18 protein-coding genes are annotated in these 17,666 nt (G+C 68.7%); 16 read left to right on the top strand and 2 right to left on the bottom strand.

What is annotated here, in order from left to right; genetic code table 11:
* Positions 1-102: 102 nt before the first annotated feature.
* Both OXG83_05715 and OXG83_05710 read right to left on the bottom strand, forming a co-directional pair.
* Positions 103-990 (bottom strand): M23 family metallopeptidase, encoded by an 888-nt coding sequence (locus OXG83_05715; GenBank protein MCY3964511.1) that lies wholly within the window; start codon positions 988-990, stop codon positions 103-105.
* A gap of 239 nt (positions 991-1,229) precedes the next feature.
* Positions 1,230-2,747: a YifB family Mg chelatase-like AAA ATPase gene (locus OXG83_05710; protein MCY3964510.1), complete on the bottom strand. Its 1,518-nt coding sequence runs from the start codon at positions 2,745-2,747 to the stop codon at positions 1,230-1,232.
* Positions 2,748-3,271: 524 nt separating this feature from the next.
* Here OXG83_05710 and OXG83_05705 point away from each other — a divergent pair.
* The 16 genes from OXG83_05705 to lpxB all read left to right on the top strand — a co-directional run bounded on the left by OXG83_05705 (position 3,272) and on the right by lpxB (position 17,666).
* Complete coding sequence (locus OXG83_05705) at positions 3,272-4,735, top strand: 1-acyl-sn-glycerol-3-phosphate acyltransferase (GenBank protein MCY3964509.1); 1,464 nt, start codon at positions 3,272-3,274, stop codon at positions 4,733-4,735.
* Positions 4,736-4,771: 36 nt separating this feature from the next.
* A complete protein-coding gene (locus OXG83_05700; protein ID MCY3964508.1) occupies positions 4,772-5,116 on the top strand; it encodes a hypothetical protein in 345 nt (114 codons plus the stop codon).
* A 4-nt stretch (positions 5,117-5,120) separates the two neighbouring features.
* Positions 5,121-6,242 carry a glycosyltransferase family 1 protein gene (locus OXG83_05695; GenBank protein ID MCY3964507.1) on the top strand — a complete coding sequence of 374 codons (1,122 nt, stop codon included), beginning with the start codon at positions 5,121-5,123 and terminating at the stop codon, positions 6,240-6,242.
* A 16-nt stretch (positions 6,243-6,258) separates the two neighbouring features.
* Entirely contained in the window at positions 6,259-6,588 is a 330-nt protein-coding gene (locus tag OXG83_05690; GenBank protein MCY3964506.1) for a hypothetical protein, read from the top strand.
* Between the two features lie 5 nt (positions 6,589-6,593).
* Positions 6,594-7,697, top strand: coding sequence for a glycosyltransferase family 1 protein (locus OXG83_05685; GenBank protein MCY3964505.1), 1,104 nt, complete (start codon positions 6,594-6,596; stop codon positions 7,695-7,697).
* Positions 7,697-8,938, top strand: coding sequence for a glycosyltransferase family 1 protein (locus OXG83_05680; protein ID MCY3964504.1), 1,242 nt, complete (start codon positions 7,697-7,699; stop codon positions 8,936-8,938). Before OXG83_05685 ends, OXG83_05680 begins: the two co-directional genes overlap by 1 nt.
* The gene (locus OXG83_05675; GenBank protein ID MCY3964503.1) at positions 8,935-9,888 is read left to right on the top strand and encodes a glycosyltransferase family 2 protein; all 954 of its coding nucleotides are present in this window, start codon (positions 8,935-8,937) and stop codon (positions 9,886-9,888) included. The genes OXG83_05680 and OXG83_05675 overlap by 4 nt, the downstream gene beginning before the upstream one ends.
* A gap of 38 nt (positions 9,889-9,926) precedes the next feature.
* Positions 9,927-10,706, top strand: a complete 780-nt coding sequence (locus OXG83_05670) for a DUF1080 domain-containing protein (GenBank protein ID MCY3964502.1) — start codon at positions 9,927-9,929, stop codon at positions 10,704-10,706.
* 64 nt (positions 10,707-10,770) lie between these two features.
* Positions 10,771-11,565 carry a thymidylate synthase gene (locus tag OXG83_05665; GenBank protein MCY3964501.1) on the top strand — a complete coding sequence of 265 codons (795 nt, stop codon included), beginning with the start codon at positions 10,771-10,773 and terminating at the stop codon, positions 11,563-11,565.
* Between the two features lie 3 nt (positions 11,566-11,568).
* Positions 11,569-12,075 carry a dihydrofolate reductase gene (locus OXG83_05660; protein ID MCY3964500.1) on the top strand — a complete coding sequence of 169 codons (507 nt, stop codon included), beginning with the start codon at positions 11,569-11,571 and terminating at the stop codon, positions 12,073-12,075.
* A complete protein-coding gene (queG, locus tag OXG83_05655) occupies positions 12,072-13,154 on the top strand; it encodes a tRNA epoxyqueuosine(34) reductase QueG (protein MCY3964499.1) in 1,083 nt (360 codons plus the stop codon). Before OXG83_05660 ends, queG begins: the two co-directional genes overlap by 4 nt.
* 226 nt (positions 13,155-13,380) lie before the next feature.
* Positions 13,381-15,432 carry a 30S ribosomal protein S1 gene (locus OXG83_05650; GenBank protein ID MCY3964498.1) on the top strand — a complete coding sequence of 684 codons (2,052 nt, stop codon included), beginning with the start codon at positions 13,381-13,383 and terminating at the stop codon, positions 15,430-15,432.
* A 68-nt stretch (positions 15,433-15,500) separates the two neighbouring features.
* Positions 15,501-15,782, top strand: coding sequence for an integration host factor subunit beta (locus OXG83_05645; GenBank protein MCY3964497.1), 282 nt, complete (start codon positions 15,501-15,503; stop codon positions 15,780-15,782).
* A gap of 104 nt (positions 15,783-15,886) precedes the next feature.
* Positions 15,887-16,240: a hypothetical protein gene (locus OXG83_05640; GenBank protein ID MCY3964496.1), complete on the top strand. Its 354-nt coding sequence runs from the start codon at positions 15,887-15,889 to the stop codon at positions 16,238-16,240.
* Positions 16,241-16,245: 5 nt separating this feature from the next.
* Positions 16,246-16,443 carry a hypothetical protein gene (locus OXG83_05635; GenBank protein ID MCY3964495.1) on the top strand — a complete coding sequence of 66 codons (198 nt, stop codon included), beginning with the start codon at positions 16,246-16,248 and terminating at the stop codon, positions 16,441-16,443.
* The gene (lpxB, locus tag OXG83_05630; protein MCY3964494.1) at positions 16,416-17,666 is read left to right on the top strand and encodes a lipid-A-disaccharide synthase; all 1,251 of its coding nucleotides are present in this window, start codon (positions 16,416-16,418) and stop codon (positions 17,664-17,666) included. The genes OXG83_05635 and lpxB overlap by 28 nt, the downstream gene beginning before the upstream one ends.

Raw genomic sequence — 17,666 nt, 5'->3', positions numbered from 1 at the left:
CGACTCGTTCCGGGGAGGGGGCGACGCCGCGGCCGGCTGGATCGCCGATCGACGGTTTCCTGGGTGCCAGGCCGCGGTACGTCCGGCGTCGCGGCGCTACCGCTAACTCTGGTCTCGCATGAACTCGAACGGGTCGCGCGTGTCGCCGCCGAGCCGGACTTCGTAGTGCAGGTGGTAGCCGGTCGCGCGTCCGGAGTTGCCGACCCGGCCCAACGTGTCGCCGCGGCGGACCTCCTGGCCTTCTTCGACCAGGATCTTCGACAGGTGGCCGAAACGGGTCTCGTAGCCGAAACGGTGAACCACGTAGACGGCGCGACCCAGGTTGCCCGCTCGTTCGGCACGAACGACGATGCCGTCGGCCGTGGCGACGACCGTCTGACCGCGGTCGGCCGAGATGTCGATGCCGTCGTGATGGGCCCGCTGCCCCGTGATCGGATCCCGACGGAAGCCGAAACCGCTGTTGATCACACCCCGGACGGGCGAGATCATGGGCGTCGACCGGAGCAGGAGCAGGCGATTCTCGACAGCCCCGTTCACTTCGTCGAGTTGACCGTCGAGCCGAGAGGCCCGGGCTTCGAGGAGAGACAGGTCGTAGCTGTTGGGGGCGGTGGGGCTCGGGTAGCTGCCGCCGGCGCCGGTCTCGGACGGACGGTTCTCTGGCTCGGCACCGACCATCTGCTCGAGGCCGGCGACGATCGAGAGTTCGCGCGTGCGATCCTCGGCGTCCGTCAGCGCCTGCTGCAGGCGGGAGATGCTGGCCTCGAACGAGTCGTTGGCCCGGCGCAGTTCCTCGTTCTCGTTCTCCATCCTGGCGAGGTCGCGTAGTTCTGCCGCCGAGCGCACCTGGGCGACGGTGGCCCAGCCAACGAAGCCCAGCACGAGGGCGGCAGCGGTCGCGACCGCGGTCAACCAGCGGCTGCTGATGCGGAACTGCCGCGTCCGCTTCTGGGAGTGCGGAACGAAGACGATTGTGTGGAACCTTGATCGCATGCTGGGAGAGCCTGTCCGGGGCGGGGTGGCAGCGAGCGTCGGACGCCGAAGCGGTACGTATAGATCAGCGCGAATATTATCCGTCCCGGACGGGCCGGTGTCAAGAACCCGGAAGGCCGGTGGGAGACGGGGCGAACCGGATCGACGAAGGCACTCTAGCAGCAAACCCGAGCGATTCGTCAGGGGGCGGCCGGACGGGGCTGAGGGGAATCCCCGTCCGGCCGCCTTCCGCTTCGACATCACGGTCCGCTGCGATCGAGTGGCCGATACTGGATCGCTTCCGCGACGTGCGTGACGTCGACCTTGGGGGATCTGTCCAGGTCGGCGATGGTGCGAGCCACCTTGAGCGCGCGGGCCAGAGCCCGGGCGGACATCGCGAGGCGCTCGAACGCGGCGTCGATGAGGCCCTGCGCCGCGCTCGTGGGTCGGCAGTACCGATCCAGGTGCCGTCTCGCCATCGCGCTGTTGAAGGGCGTCGGATGGCCTGCGGAAAAACGCGAGGACTGCGTGCGGCGCGCGGCCGACACCCTTTCTGCGATCGAGGCCGAGGTCTCGGATGCTGGCCCCTTCAACTCGTCGAGACTGGGTACCGGCATTTCGACGTGGAGATCGATGCGATCGAGCAGGGGTCCGGAGATCTTTCGGCGGTATCGGTCGACATCGGCGGCCGTGCACACGCATTCGGCGCGCGGATCCCCGAGATGGCCGCAGCGGCAGGGGTTGGAGGCGGCGACCAGGGTGAAGCGGGCCGGGAAGGTGAGCCGAGCCTGCGCCCTGACGACCGTTACGGTGCCATCTTCGAGCGGCTGGCGCAGCGCCTCGAGCGCGTCGCGGCGGAACTCGGGCAATTCGTCGAGGAACAACACGCCGCCGTGGGCGAGGCTGATCTCGCCGGGTCTCGGCATCGAACCGCCTCCGATCAGCCCGGACGAGGACACTCCAGCGTGGGGGCTGCGGAATGGGCGTGTCCACAGCAGACCGTTCATGCGGGCGGCGCGGGCCAGAGAGTGAATCTTGGTCACCGTGATCGCTTCGGTCTCGCTCAGCGGCGGCAGAATGCCGGGTAGCCGGCGGGCGAGCATCGTCTTGCCGGTTCCGGGCGGCCCGACGAAGAGCACGTTGTGCCCGCCCGCCGCCGCGATCTCGAGTGCCCGCTTGGCGGTCTCCTGGCCGCGGACGTCGGAGAAGTCCGGGACCGCGGAGTCGGTCTCGTTTCGGGGGAGGGGAGTCGCCGGACCGATGGCCAGGTCTCCGTTCAGATGCTGGATCGCCTCGCGCAGATGGGTGATCGGCACCACCGGCGGTCCGGACAGCGCGGCGGCCTGCCGGCTGTTCGCCGCCGGGAGCAGGAGTTCACGGATGCCGAGCCGGCCGGCCAGCTCGGCGACTTGGAGGGCTCCCCGGATCGGGCGCACTTCGCCGTCGAGGCCGAGTTCGCCGCAGGCCATTCGCCTCTCCAGCGAGTCGGGCGTCAGCTCGCGATGCGCGGTGAGCAGACCGAGGGCGATGGGCAGATCGAGCTGGTTGCCCTCCTTCTTCAGGTCCGCGGGCGCGAGATTGATGACCACATTGCGGTTCTTCAGGTCGTAGCCGCTGTTGCGGATTGCCGACCGGACCCGGTCGCGACTCTCGCGGACTGCCGTGTCCGGGAGCCCGATCAACTGCATCGCGGGAAGACCGAAGTCGGCCCCGACCTCGACCTGGACCTCTCGTGCTTCGATGCCCCAGGGCGTCGCGGAACTGATGTAGGCGATCACATGGACTAAGACGCAGAACCGCGCCAGAACCTGGATCGGAGTGTCCGGGGGCGCCCGTGGTCGGGGTCCTTTTGGCCCCGGTTCCGCTTCATTCAGACGCAAGAGAGCGCAGGCATGGAGCCTGCGCTCTCGGATTGTCCCCGGCCTGAATGGATGCGTTTTCGCGGTGGGCGTTCGGCGCCCGCTGGGCCTCGACTCGCTCTCCTTGGCCTCGGCGCGGTCGGTCCGGATCAGGGATCCGGCGGACGCTCGGGCTCTTCAGGCGGCGGTCGAGCGGCCGGATGTCGTTCGTCCACTCAGGCTGCGGACTTGGCGGCCCCCGGCTTGTGTTCCCGGGCGGTCAGCCTCGGGACGGCCGGGGGCAGGAGATGGCCCGGCGGAGTCATGGTGCCTCCTTTCACTGAACGCTGGGTACACCGTAGGAGCGGAGCTCGACTCTGTCAAGCGTCCGACCGGTCGGACGGTGGGGCGCATGCGAGCCCCGCGGCGCTACACTGGCCGGTGTTCACAGGTCCGAGGTGGAGGTGGTTCGCACGGTCGGGGCCGGGATCAGGAAGCGCTGCCTGACTCTCTTTCTGCGGGCGCTGGCGAGGCTGTTCTTTCGCAGCGTCGAGGTGGTGGGCCGCGAGAACGTGCCGCGCGAGGGAGGCGGCCTCCTGGTCGCGTGGCATCCGAATGGCCTCGCCGACGGCATCCTGATCCTCGGTTTCTGTCCGCGGCCGGTCACGTTCGGGGCTCGTCACGGCCTGTTCCGCATGCCGCTGATCGGCTGGCTGCTGCGCGCGTTCGGGGCGGTTCCGCTCTACCGGGCCCGGGACCGCGGTGAGGCCGGCGCCCCCGCGAGCGACCGGGAACGTCGGGTCGCGAACCACCGGAGTCTCGTTGCTCTGGCGGCCGCGACCCGGGAGTCCTACGTCGCGATCTTCCCGGAGGGGGCGACCCACGACGAGCCGAACCTGCTCGAGTTGCGGGCCGGAGCGGCGCGCCTGTTCCAACTGGCGCGGGAAGGCGGCGGCGAGCCCGCGCTGGTGCCGGTTGGTTTGCACTACGAGCGCAAGCACGCCTTTCGGTCCCGGGCGCTGGTGGCGTTCCACCCGCCCGTTGAGGTGGGCGCGGATCTCAGCGGCGACGGCAGCGACACGCAGGAGTCGAAGGCCGGCGGAGCGGGAGGGGACACGTTCGTTTCCCGACTGACGCGGGTGATCGAACAGCAACTGATCGAGGTCACCCACCCGACGGAGAGCTGGGGCATTCACCGGGCGATGGAGCGGGTGCGTTCGCTGGTGCGCGCGGAAAGCGCGGCTCGGGAGGGAGAGCGCCTGCGGCGGGCCCCGATGCAGGAACGGGATCAGGGGTTCGCGCGCGTCTGGGCCGGCTACCGCAGCCAGAGGACGAGGGATCCGGAGGGGACGAAACGGCTTATGGCCAGGGTGACCCGCTATGACGAAACGCTGCGACTGCTCGGTCTGAACGACCGGGAACTGGACGGTGTGCCCGTCATGCGGACGGCGCTACGCCTGCTCCTTGTCGGCGCCGAGGCGCTGGTCATGCTGCTGCTCCTGCCGACGCTGGTCCTGGTCGGCAACCTGATCAACCTGCCGGCCGCGCTGCTCGTCGTGTTCGGGGCGAAGAAGTTCTCGAAGACCAGGAAGGAGCAGGCGGGACTCAAGATGGCGTTGGGTCTCGTCATTCTGCCGGCGGCGTGGATCGTGGCGAGCGTCGCGGTCGGTATCGCCTGGACCGAGCCGTTGCCGGGATTCGACTGGATCCCCGAGGCCCTGTGGGTGCGCGTTGCCGGGATGCTCGGGCTCTGCGCCCTGTCGGCCCTGCTCGGCCTGCGCTACCACCGCCTTGTTGCCGAGCTCGGTCACGGTCTGAAAGCGCTGTGGACCGTGGGTCTGCGGACTGGCGCGGTGAAGCGGTTGCGCCGGCGGCGCGCCGAGCTGTACGACGAGGTGGTCGCTCTGGAGGCTGCTCTCGACTGGTAGTCTGCCGCCGCTGTGTGGCCGTCCGGCGCTCTTCCTGTGCTGCTCGCTGCCGGTGCGGTGGCCGGCGCGGCGTTCGTGTTGCTGCGGGTACGGCAGCGGATCCATGCCCTGCGTCTCGAAGTGACCCGCGTTGCGACGCTGTGCGGCGCGCTGCAGGACCGGATCGACGAGATGTCGGATCGGGCCGCGGAGGTCGAAGAGGCGCTGTTCTTCGAGCTGTATCCGGCGGAGGTGCTGCCGCTCATCGACAAGCTGGACCGGAGCGGCCGGTTGACCGAGGGGACGGCGGACCGGCTGCGCCGTCTGACGCTCGAGATACGCGCCGAGGGCTGGTCCGACGAGGCGGCCGATAGCGGTTTCACGGTTCCACGAGCGACGTAGAGCGATGCGCATCGGCTTCGATGTCGCCAAGGTTTTCGGGCCGCGCGACGGCATAGCCAGCTACACGGTGAGCCTGCTGGAGGTGCTGGCGGTTCGGGCGGAGCAGGGCGGCGAGTTCTCGCTGCATCTCTACGCCGGCGACGTCGAGACCGGACCGCGCGACTGGGATCGGGCTCTGGGCCATCTGCCGGCGAGCGCGATCCCTCATCCCGGTCGTCACCCCGATCAGGACGAGCTCGACCTGTTCCACACGACGTCGTTCACCGACACCGGTTTCTTCGACGGTCCGGTCCTGTTCACGGTCCACGATCTGACATTCCTTACTCACCCCGAGCACCATCGCTCGGTCAATCGCGCCCATTGCCTGCGATCGACCCTGCGCGCCGTCTGGCAGGACGCGACGCTGGCCGTCGATTCCCGGGCGACGGCGGACGAGGTGCTTCGCTGGTTCCACGTGCCGCCCGAGCGGATGCGGGTGGTGTATCCGGCGGCATCGCCGGTGTTCGTCGCACTGGAGGGCGCAGAGCTGGCTAGCGCGGAGCAGCGACTCGCCTGTCGCTTCGGGCTGAACGGTCCCTTCGTGCTGACGGTCGGCACGCTCGAACCGCGGAAGAATGTTGCCCGGCTGATCGAGGCCTACGCCGGCCTCGACCCGGATCGGCGGCGCAGCACGCCTCTGGTGCTGGTGGGCGACGGGGGCTGGAAGCCGGAGGCCGTCTTCACCGGGGAGTGGCCCGACTTCGTGCGCCGTCTCGGCCGGGTAGACGAGCCGGATCTCGTGGCTCTGTACAACGCGGCGTCGGTCGTTGCCTATCCGTCCCTGGTCGAGGGATTCGGCCTGCCCGTCGTGGAGGCGATGGCGTGCGGTACGCCGGTGTTGACGTCGAACGTCTCCTCCCTGGCTGAGGTGGCGGACGACGCCGCGGTGTGCGTCGACCCGCTGGACGTCAATGCGATTCGCGGCGGTCTGGAGGCCTTGCTCGGTGATCCGTCGCTGCGGGGCCGGTTCCGCGAAGCGGGCTTCCGGCGGGCCGCCGGGTTCTCGTGGGAGAAGACGGCGGACCAGGTGATCCAAATCTACCGCGAGCGCGCGGCTGCCGCGCCGGAGGGGACCGGGGGAGGGTGATGTACGCTGGCGGGGCATGCGGCGGGTGACCCGGCTCCTGGAGTTGCTTCGGCCCCTGGTCGTCCTGCTCGGACGCGGTACCCGATCAGCCGCGGCCCGGCCGTTGCGGGCAGTCCTGCGCCGGGCAATCGGCAGTGAGCGCTATGAACGGCTACGCCTTGCCGTCTGGGTCCGAACGAAGCAGGCAGTGAGGATCGATCCGCTGCACGCCGACATCCTGCCGCTGATCGAGCACCTCGAGGGCGAGGGCCAGCTGATGGCCGGCGCTGCCTCGAGGCTGCGGTCCGTCGCCTTGGGCATTCGGGCCGAGGCGAGAGGGGAAGCGCGGGCTTCGAGGCCGGGCTGACGGGTATGCGCGTCGGTTTCGACGTGAGCAAGATCTTCGGGCCGCCGGATGGCGTGGCCCGCTACTCGGTCAGTCTCCTGCAGGCACTTGCCGAGGAGGCGGAGGAACGGGGCGGTACGCCCGCGCTCCATCTCTACTCCCTGGGTGCGGAGGCGGACTCCGCGGCCTGGAAGGCCCTTCTGGATGAACTGCCGCGAAACGTACGGAAGGGACCTGGTCGCTGGCCGCGCCGTCGCGACCTCGACCTGTTCCACATCCCGTCGTTCTCCGATCCTGCCTGCTTCGACGGTCCGGCGGTGTTCACGATTCACGACCTGACGTTCCTGACGCACCCTGAGTTCCACGTACCGGACAACCGGAATCAGTGCCTGCTCGGCACTCTGCGGGCGGTCTCGCGGCAGGCCACGATTCTGGCTGTCTCGGAAGCGACCGCGAAGGAAGTGCGGAAGTGGTTCGTGCTGCCTGAGGATCGGCTGCGGGTGGTCTACGAAGCGGCGTCGCCGGTCTTCGTTGCCTTCGACGGCGCGCAGTTGACGGCCGCCCGGGAGCGTCTTGCGGCGCGCTTCGGGCTTGAGGGACAGTTCGTGCTCTCGGTCGGCTCGCTCGAGCCGCGAAAGAACATCGCTCGTCTGGTCGAGGCCTACGCCGGGCTCGACCAGAACCTGCAGGAGAACACGCCTCTGGTGCTCGTGGGCGGCAGCAGTTGGAAGGAGGATGCCGCGTTCGGCGGTCCCTGGCCGGGTTTCGTGCGCCGCTTGGGTGCTGTCGAGGAGGAGGACCTGATCGCCCTCTACAACGTTGCCGTCGTGGTGGCCTATCCGTCCCTGGTCGAGGGGTTCGGCCTGCCCGTGGTGGAGGCGATGGCCTGCGGCACACCGGTGTTGACGTCGAACACGTCCTCGCTTGCCGAGGTTGGCGGAGACGCCGCGCTGTGCGTCGATCCGACTGACGTGGCGGCCATTCGCGGCGGCCTGGCGGCGCTGCTCGGCGACGCGGACCTGCGACGCCACTATCGACGGGCGGGTTTCGTTCGCGCAGCCGGGTTCTCCTGGCGGACGGCGGCGAAGGAAGTGATCGGGATCTACGGCGGAATGGTGGACGCGGGTTGATGAACGAGACGGCGGTAGGGCCGCGGTCGATCGGCGTCGTCGCCTATGAGATGGAGGGGGAGCCGACGGGTGTCGGGCGCTACACGGAGGAACTCCTGGCCGCTCTCCGGCGCACGCCGCGGGCGGAGGACTGGAGTCTGCGGCTGTACTTCAAGGGCGATCCGTTCGACCACCCGCTGTGGACGGGCAAGGCCGGGGGCGCTAGCCGTTGCGAGGCGGTGTTCGACCGCCGGCCCGGCGCGCATCCGATTCTCTGGGAGCAGTTCCGGTTGCCCAGGTTGCTGCGGCGCGAGCAGCCGGACGTCGTGTTCTCGCCGGGCTACAGCCTGCCGCGCACGCCGGAGCGGCCATCCCTGGTGACGATTCACGATCTCTCGTTCGAGCACCTGCCTGGGGACTTCGGCTTCCGTGAGTTGCGGCGGCGGCGCTACCTTGCCCGCAGCGCCGCGCGCGCGGCGACCAGGGTGCTGACCGACACCAGGCGCACGGCAGCCGATCTGCGGCAACGGTACGGCCTGCCGGCGGATCGTGTAGCCGTTGTTCCGCTGGGCGTGTCGCCCCACTTCGCTGCAGCCCGCGAGTCGAGCGGAACGGGAGAGCGGAAACAGGACCGGATGCTGGCGGAGCTGGGGGTTCGGCGGCCGTATCTGCTGGTTCTGGGTTCGATCCTCCCGCGCCGGCGGCTCGATCTGGTGCTGCGTGCCCTGGGTCGCCTTCTGCGCGAGCCGGGTCCGGGCGGCTCGGGATGGGATGCCGGGCCCGTGAACCTGGATCAACTCCGTCTGGTCATCGCGGGCCGAAACCAACTGCCTCGTCGTGGAGAGCTCGACCGGTTGATCCGGGCCGGCGACTGGAAGGAGCGGGTGGTCCGTCTCGGCTACGTAGACGACGATCTGCTGCCGCCGCTGTACGCGCGGGCCCTGGGGACGGTCTACGTGTCGGACTACGAGGGATACGGTCTGCCTCCTCTCGAGTCGCTCGCGGCCGGGACTCCCGTGCTCGTCTCGGATGCGCCGGCCCTGGCGGAGTTGTGGCCCGAGTATCCGCTGCGATGCGCAAAGCTCGAGATCGACGTGTTGACGGAGGGTCTAAGGCGGCTAGTGCTGGATGAGGAAGCCCGCCGGTTGGCGAGGGGGGAAGGACCCGAGCGTGTGCGGTCGCTGACCTGGGACCGTGCCGCTGAGCGCTTCGCCGATCAGGTGGAGGCCGTCTGGCGCATGGCGCGGGAGAAGGGGCCGTGAGCGACTCGGATCGCCCGGCGGTCAGCGCCCTGGTGGTCAACTACAACTCCGGGGACTGGCTCCGGCTTTGCCTGGAGAGCCTCCAGGCGATCGCCGAGGCCTGGCGGCGGGACGATCCGGCGAGGCCCGGTTCTCCGGCCGCCCTGGAGGCGGTCGTGGTCGACAACGCGTCGAGCGACGGTTCGCTGACGACGGTCCGCGAGTTCGAGACGGCCGGTGCCCCGGTCCTGCCGGTCCGACTCGTCGAGGCGGGCCGAAACCTCGGCTTCGGCGCTGCCTGCAATCTGGCCGCTGCGAAGTCGGCCGGCCGTCATCTGCTGTTCATGAACCCGGACGCCTGGATCGACGAAGAATCGTTGCGGCGCCTGGTCGAGGCGCAGGAGTCCGAGGACCGGCTCGCTGTGGCCGCCCCCTGTCTTTCTTACCCGGACGGGTCGCCGCAGTTCGTCTGGGCGCCGCCTGTGGGCGTTCTCGGCGAGGCGTGCCAGAGGTTCCGCAACCGGTTCGAGGAAGCGGCGTGGAACCACGGCCGGCTGCCGCGCCTGCTGAAACCCTGTGTCGGCGCGGGTTGGTACACGGCAGCCTGCCTGCTTGTGCGCCGCGCGGCCTTCGACGACATCGGCGGATTCGACGAGCGGTTCTTTCTCTACTTCGAGGACGCGGACCTGTGTCTTCGACTCCGCCGGGCCGGCTTCAGGCTGCGCGAGGTGCCCGGGGCGCGGGCGTGGCATGTGCGGGGCGCGGTGACCGGAACGGATCGCGAACGGCGCCTCACGCCCGCGGCGGAGCGCTTCTACCGCGCCTCCCAGTTGCGCTACTACGGACTCCATCGACCGCGCTGGGAGCGCGCGTACCTGCGCAGGCGACTGCGCCGGAAGTTCCGTCGGGTCGAGGACGAAGAGCAGAGGCGAGCTCTGCTGCGCCTCCTGGAGGGAGGCGACGGCTGCTAAGGTGCGAACCGGCTGTGCCCAATGAGGAGGAAACACTGATGTCCCATGTTCGTGCCGGGTGCATTCTCGCTCTTCTCCTCGTTCCGGCCGCCGCGCCGGTCCAGGGTCAGGAGGACGGATTCCAACGGGAACTGCCAGCGGCCGAGGACTTCCGGCTGGTGAACGCGGAGGTCCGCGCCGACACTCTCGATGGCAGCGCCGCGCTGCGGATGGCGGGCGACGAGGCGGTGCTGGCCTCGGTCGCGGCGAAGAGGCGGGAGGTGATGCAGGAACTGCGCGCCCGGGGCGAGCGGCCCGGACCTGAGGCCTTCGAGGCCGTGAGGAAGAACTTCCTCGCGGTGGTCCAGGACACCGACTTCGGCGACGGCACGATCGAGGTGGACCTCGCCGGCCAGCCCGCGGCGGGGGCGCAGGGAGGAGCACGAGGGTTCGTCGGCGTCGCCTTCCGGGTCCAGGAGGACGACGAGACCTACGACTGCTTCTACCTGCGGCCGACGAACGGTCGCGCCGACGACCAGGTCCGGCGCAACCACAGCGCCCAGTACATCTCCCACCCGGAGTGGACGTGGTTCCGGCTCCGTGAGCAGACCCCGGGTAAGTACGAGACGTACGTGGACATCGGCCCGGCGGAGTGGATCGCGGTGAAGATCGTCGTGGCCGGCGAGACGGCGAGGCTGTACGTGAACGGCGCGGCGCAGCCGACCCTGATCGTCAACGATCTGAAGTCCGGTGCGGAGGCCAGGGGAAGGGTCGCTCTCTGGATCGAAGGGTCAACGGTGGCCCATTTCCGCAACCTGCGCGTTTCGCCGGCGGGGTAGGGCCGCGTGGTCCGTCCGCGGCAGGGCCGCATCCTGCGGACCGTGCTCTGAGCCGAAAGCGGGAATGCGCCAGTACCTCGACCTGCTGCAAGAGGTGCTCGACGACGGCGTGGTGCGCGACGACCGCACCGGCACCGGCACCCGCAGCGTGTTCGGCCGGCAGTTGCGCTACGACCTGGCCGACGGTTTCCCGGCACTGACGACGAAGCGGCTCCACCTGCGGTCGATCATCGTCGAGTTGCTGTGGTTCCTGCGCGGGGACACGAACGTCGACTTTCTGCATCGTCACGGGGTGACGATCTGGGACGAGTGGGCCGACGACAACGGCGACCTGGGGCCCGTCTACGGTTCGCAGTGGCGGTCCTGGGCGACGCCGGACGGACGGTCGATCGATCAGATTACCGCGGTCATCGAACAGATCCAGGGCGAGCCCGACTCGCGGCGGCTGATCGTCAGCGCCTGGAACGTCGCCGAGGTCGACTCGATGGCCCTTCCGCCCTGCCACACCCTGTTCCAGTTCTACGTCGCGAACGGTCGTCTCTCCTGCCAGCTCTACCAGCGCAGCGGCGACCTCTTTCTCGGAGTTCCTTTCAACATCGCCTCCTACGCCCTGTTGCTGATGATGATCGCCCAGGTCTGCGATCTCGCGCCCGGCGAGTTCGTCCACACGTTCGGTGACGCCCACCTGTACAGCAACCATGTGGAGCAGGCGCGCGAGCAGTTGTCCAGGCAGCCGCGTCCGTTGCCCAGGATGCGGCTCAACCCGGATGTCCGCTCCGTCTTCGATTTCGCGCTCGACGACTTCGAACTCGTGGACTACGACCCGCATCCCCCGATCCGCGCCGCGGTCGCGGTCTGAGCGATGCGGCTCTCGGTGATCCTGGCAGCGGCGACGAACGGCGTCATCGGCCTGGACGGCCAGCTTCCCTGGAGGCTCCGGACGGACGTGCGGCGCTTCAAGCGGCTGACCGTGGGCCATCACGTGGTGATGGGACGGCGCACATGGGAGGAGATCGGCTGCCGGCCGCTGCCGGGACGGGAGTGCATCGTGCTGAGCACCCGAACGGACTTCCAAGCGCCGGGCGCGGCGACCTGCCGTTCGCTCGACGAGGCGCTTGCGGCGGCCCGCGGCGTGGGAGAGGAGGAGACCTTCGTGATCGGCGGCGCCGGGCTGTTCGAGGCGGCCTTCCGTTTCGCCGACCGCGTCTACCTCACCCGCGTGCTGGCCGAGGTCGAGGGCGATACGGCGGTCGATCTTTCGCCCCTTGAGAGCTGGCGGGTCGAGAACTTCGAGGACGTTCCCGCCGGCCCGGACGACGAGCATGCCACCCGCTTCGAGATCCTCTCGCCGCCCGAAGACTCCGGATGAACGCGGCGAAGAACCGCGCCGAGCTGTTGATCGGCTGGGCGCTAGCGTCCGGCTTCGACCGCGCGGGGGTCGCGTCCGTCGAACCGCGAGCCGGCGCCGGGTCGGCCTTCCTGCGTCGGCTGGAGCGGGGCCTGTTCGCCTCGATGGCCTGGCTCGGCAGGCGGACACGGAGGCGTCTGGTGCCGGCCTCGGTGCTGGACGGCGCGCGATCCGTGTTGTGCGTGGCGCTTCACTACCACCCCCTCGAGGGCGAGCCCGAGCCGCAGGGCGACCTGTGGCCGCGAGTGGCCCGTTACGCCCGCGGGGATGACTACCACCTGTTGATGGAGGGGCGACTGCGGGCGCTTGCCGCCCGTATCCGGGAGGCGTTTCCGGGCTCAGGCGCGCGACTCTACGTGGACACCGGGCCGGTGCTTGAGAGGGAACTGGCGGCGCGGGCGGGCCTTGGCGCGATCGCCAAGAACACACAGTTGCTCGACCGCACGGGATCGTGGTTTCTGCTCGGAGAGTTGTTCCTGACCCTGGAGCTCGAACCGTCCGAGCCGATGGCCGAGGATCTGTGTGGCGACTGCCGGCGCTGTCTCGACGCCTGCCCGACTGGAGCGCTGCCGGCGCCCTATGTTCTGGACTCCGGCAAGTGCATCAGCTACTGGACGATCGAGCACCGCGGAGAGGTGCCGGAGCAGGCGCGACCCCTGGTCGGAGACTGGGTGTTCGGATGCGACGTCTGCCAGGAGGTGTGCCCCTGGAACGAGCATCGCGCGAGGCCGGCGGCGCACGAGCGGAGTGGGGAGTTCTCCTTGCCGGCGCATCGCGCGGAACTGGATCTCGTGACGCTGCTCACGATCTCGGAAGACGAGTACCGGACGCGCTTTCGCGGCAGTCCGATGAAGCGGCCCGGTCGTTCGGGACTGCGGCGTAACGCCGCGCTGGCGATGGGGAACCGCGGCGAAGCCGTCTACATCCCGGCGCTCGAACGGGCACGGGGAAGTTGTGACCCCGTCGTCCGGAGCCACGCAGTCTGGGCCCTGGAACGGCTGGAAGCTCGCGTCGTGGAGCGGCCGGAACGTGGTGCCTAAGTGTTGTGAAATGAGTGTTTAGGCCACTGGCGCGGCTGCCGTTGGTGGAGCCCCGACCGGTTGACCGCTTGCGGCCGCGTCCCTATACTTGTCGGTCTGACCCTTGGCGTCCGTTCGGGCCTCGACGCCTGCTTTCGGCAGCGCGTTGCGGCCCGATTGTCGGTGCGCCGTCTACCTAGAAACGCCCACCGCACGGTTCAGAGCCGAAGCGAGAACACAGGAACTCATGGAACCCACCGAAGAACACACGTCCGACGCGCTTCCCGGCGAAGCGCAGGCGCCCGATACAGACAACCTCTCCTATGAGCAACTCGTCGAGATGTACGACGACAGCATGCGTCATCTCAACGAGGGAGAGATCGTCCCCGGCAAGGTGATCGCGATCACATCGAACGATGTCGTCGTGGATGTCGGCTACAAGTCCGAAGGCCTGGTGCCGATCCACGAATTCACCTCCCGGAACGACGAACTCCAGGTCAGCGTCGGCGACGACGTGGAAGTGCTGCTCGAACAGACAGAGGGCGCCGACGGCCATGTGATGCTCTCCAAGGTCAAGGCCGAGCGCATGCGGATCTGGGCGCAGGTCGAGAACAGCTTCAAGGAGGGCAAGGTGATCACGGGCCGGGTGATCGACCGGATCAAGGGGGGCCTTACGGTCGATGTCGGTCTGCGGGCGTTCCTGCCGGGTTCGCTGGTGGACATCAAGCCGGTCAAGTACCTGGAGTCGTTCAAGGGCGAGGAACTCGAGTTCAAGGTGATCAGCCTGGACCGCCGGCGCAACAACATCGTGCTGTCGCGGCGCGCCGTGCTCGAGAAGGAGTACGCGAAGAAGAAGGCCGAAACCCTGACCAAGCTGAAGGAGGGGGCTCGGCTGCCGGGCGTGGTCAAGAACATCACGGACTACGGCGTGTTCGTCGACCTGGGTGGCATCGACGGCCTGCTCCACATCACGGACATCTCCTGGGGCCGGGTGAACCATCCGTCGGAGCACTTCGGGGTCGGCGACGAAGTGGAGGTCGTCGTGCTTCGTTTCGACCCGGAAACCGAGCGTGTCTCGCTCGGCTTCAAGCAGACCACCGAGGATCCGTGGACCCTGGTCGACAAGAAGTACCCGCTCGGTTCGCGGGTCCGCGGCCGGGTCGTCAGCCTCGTCGACTACGGCGCCTTCGTGGAGTTGGAGGAGGGTGTCGAGGGCCTGGTGCACGTCAGCGAGATGTCGTGGACGAAGAAGGTCGTGCCGCCGTCCAAGATCGTCAGCGTCGGCCAGGAGGTCGAGGCGATCGTGTCGGAGCTCGACATGCAGCAGCGTCGAATCAGCCTGTCCCTCCGCCAGGTGGAGTCGAACCCGTGGGAGGATCTCGCGGCGCGCTTCCCGGTCGGCACGATCGTCGAGGGCCGGGTGCGGAACCTGACCGAGTTCGGCGCCTTCGTCGAGATCACGGAGGAGATCGACGGCCTCGTCCATGTCTCGGACATGAGCTGGACGAAGCGCGTGAAGCACCCCAGCGAGGTGCTCGCGAAGGGCGATGCCGTTCGCGCCCGGATCACGAACATCGATGTCACCGGACAGCGGGTGTCCCTGTCGATCAAGGACTTCCTTCCCAACGAGTGGCAGGATTTCGTGGACGGCAACCGCGTCGGCGACGACATCGTGGGCCGGGTGGTCAACGTGACCGACTTCGGGCTGTTCATCGACGTTTACGACGGGCTGGAGGGACTGGCGCACGTCAGCGAGGTCGACATCCCGGGCGGCAAGCTCGAGGACCACTACAAGATCGGCGAGTTCCTCCGCGCCCGCATTCTCCGCATCGAGGACGAGGACAAGAAGGTCGGTCTCAGCCTGCGCGGCGTGGTCGAGTTGACCGACGAAGAGGCGGACGAGTTGGCGGCGGAGCGGGAACAGAAGCTCGCGGCGGCTACGGCGGCGGCCATGGCGGCCGAAGAGCCCGAGGAGCCGGAAGAGACCGTCGAGGGGGCCGCGGCCGAGGAGCCTGCGCAGGCTGAAGAGGGTGTCGAGGAGGCCGAGGAGGCTGTGGAGACCGTCGCGGAGGACGTGGAAGCCGAGGAAGCCGCGGAGGCCGTTGCCGAGGCCGAGGAAGCTGAGGAGGTCGCCGCCGAGGCCGAGGAAGCTGAGGAAGTCGTTGCCGAGCCCGAAGAAGCTGAGGAGGCTCCGGAAGTGGAGGCCGCCGGAGCAGAGGTGGAGCCGCCCGCGGAGACCGAAGAGGCCGGGGGCGGGGAGGAGGCGCCCGCCGCGGAGGGTTCGTCGGAAAAGGACTAGAAGGCCGGCTAAGGGGAGAGCCGAAAATGAAAGATGCGATCCAGATCTCTGAAGCCATCCGCCGCGGGATGACCAAGGCTCACCTGGTCGAGGAAGTGGCGCGTAGCACCGACTTGACGAAGAAAGACGCCGAGGTCATCGTGAGCACGGTGCTGGAGAGCATCGTCGACTCCTTGAAGGACGGAGACAAGATCGAACTCCGGGGCTTCGGGAGTTTTCGTATCCGCGAGCGCGGTTCCAGGATTGGGCGCAACCCGAAGACCGGCGCCCGGGTTGACGTTCCTTCCAAGAAGATCCCCTACTTCAAGCCTGGCAAGGAACTCAAGGAACTCCTGAACTCCGACGAGTAGACCGGGCTCCGCAAGGCCCGGGCCCCGCCGCCCGCCGCGCACAGATGACGACGACTTCGCCTCCAGCCGGGCCTCCTGCCGAGCCCCGGGGCGTCCTCCGGCCCGTGCTCGTTGCGGTAGCGGCCTGGGTGGTGCCGGGCTCCGGTCACCTGATTCTGCGCAAGCCGCGGCGCGCCGCGGTCGTGTTCGGCGTGGTCCTCTTCTCGTTCCTGTTTGGCTGCTGGCTCCGCGGGCACCTCTACGTCGTCGTGCCGGAGCAACCGCTCAGCCGGCTCGCGACCCTGAGCTCGATGGGCGCTGGCGCACCGTACTTCGTGGCCCGCTACCTGGTCGAGTACAGCGGGGACATCCTGTCCTCGACGTTCGAGTACGGCAAGGCGTTCATGCTGACCGCCGGTCTTCTCAACCTCCTGGCGGTTCTGGACGCCTGGGACATCGCCAGCGGATCGAAGGACTGACGGACGTGTTGACGAGTCACTTCACCCTGATGGTGATTTACGCCCTCCAGGTCAGCCTGTTCTTTGCCGTGCTGTGGCGACGGCGGCTCAGGGACCGGGTGCGGCTGTTTCTGCAGATGATGGTCGGCATGGTCGGCGGGGGCCTGGTGCTGGCCTGGTTGATGTTCCCGTTCCCATGGTCGCCGGCCGCGCCGATTCCCTGAGCCCGGGCTCGCTGATCGAGGGCAGCCCGGCCGTTCTGATCTCCGCCGGTGAGGCCTCCGGCGACCATCACGCGGCGCGAATGATGGAGGCCGCACGTCGCCTGACCGGGGACGGGGGCCGGATCAGGTTCTTCGGACTCGGCGGCGACGCGATGGCCACCGCGGGCCTGGAGCCGGTCGCGCATAGCGACGAGGTAGCGGTTGTGGGCATCTTCGAGGTTCTGCGGGAGCTGCCGCGGATTCGGCGGGTCTTCCGGCGGCTGCTGCGGGCGGTCGAGGAACGTCGACCCGAGTTGGCGGTGCTGGTCGACTTCCCGGACTTCAACCTGCGTCTGGCGCGGCGCCTCCGCCGGCAGGGCGTACCGGTGCTCTACTACGTCTCGCCGCAGGTCTGGGCCTGGCGCCGCCGCCGGGTGGCAGCGATCGCGCGCCTCGTGAAGCGCATGCTGGTCCTCTTTCCCTTCGAAGTCGACGTGTACCGGGGTCTCGAACTCGAGGTGGAGCATGTCGGCCATCCCCTGGTCGACGAAGTGCCCGAGTTCGCGTCCGTCTGGGAGCAGGAGGCGGATCTGCCGGCTCGGGCAAGGGTGGCCCTGTTGCCGGGGTCGCGGAACAGCGAGGTTCGGCGGATCCTGCCGCCGATGCTGCGGGCCGCGGCCACGCTGGCGTCGGAGGGGCGCGATGCGGACGACGGTTTGGGCCGCGACGGCGCGCGGGTTCGCCTGATCCTTGCCCCCACGGTGGATGCCGGCCTCGTCGATCGACTGGTTGCAGCGAGTCCGCTTGCGCGCCAGAACCTGGAGATCGTGCGCTCAGGGCGGTTTGCGGCATTGGCCGGCTCCCATCTCGCTCTCTGTGCTTCCGGTACCGCGACCCTGGAGGTGGGCCTCCTGGGCACTCCGATGGTCGTGGTCTACCGTGTGTCGCCGCTGACGGGTCTCATCGGCCGGTGGTTGGTCGACCTGCCGTTCATCAGCCTCGTCAACCTGGTTCTCGGTCGCCGGGTCGTTCCGGAGCTGCTGCAGGGCGAGGCCGGTGCGATCCAGATGGCGGCGACAGCGCGGGATCTCCTTTCGGAACGGTCCCGCGTGGACAGCATGCGGGCCGACCTGGCCGAACTCCGGCCGGCGCTCGGAGCGTCCGGAGCCAGCGAGCGGGCGGCCCGCAGCCTCCTTCGGGAGCTCGGTGCGGTCAGGGAATCGCGGGAAGGGGGTCGACCCTGA

The sequence above is a fragment of the Acidobacteriota bacterium genome, from assembly GCA_026707545.1.
Classification (GTDB): domain Bacteria; phylum Acidobacteriota; class Thermoanaerobaculia; order Multivoradales; family Multivoraceae; genus Multivorans.
Note: the sequence above shows the minus strand (reverse complement) of the source record. Positions and strands in the feature narration are given on the sequence as shown.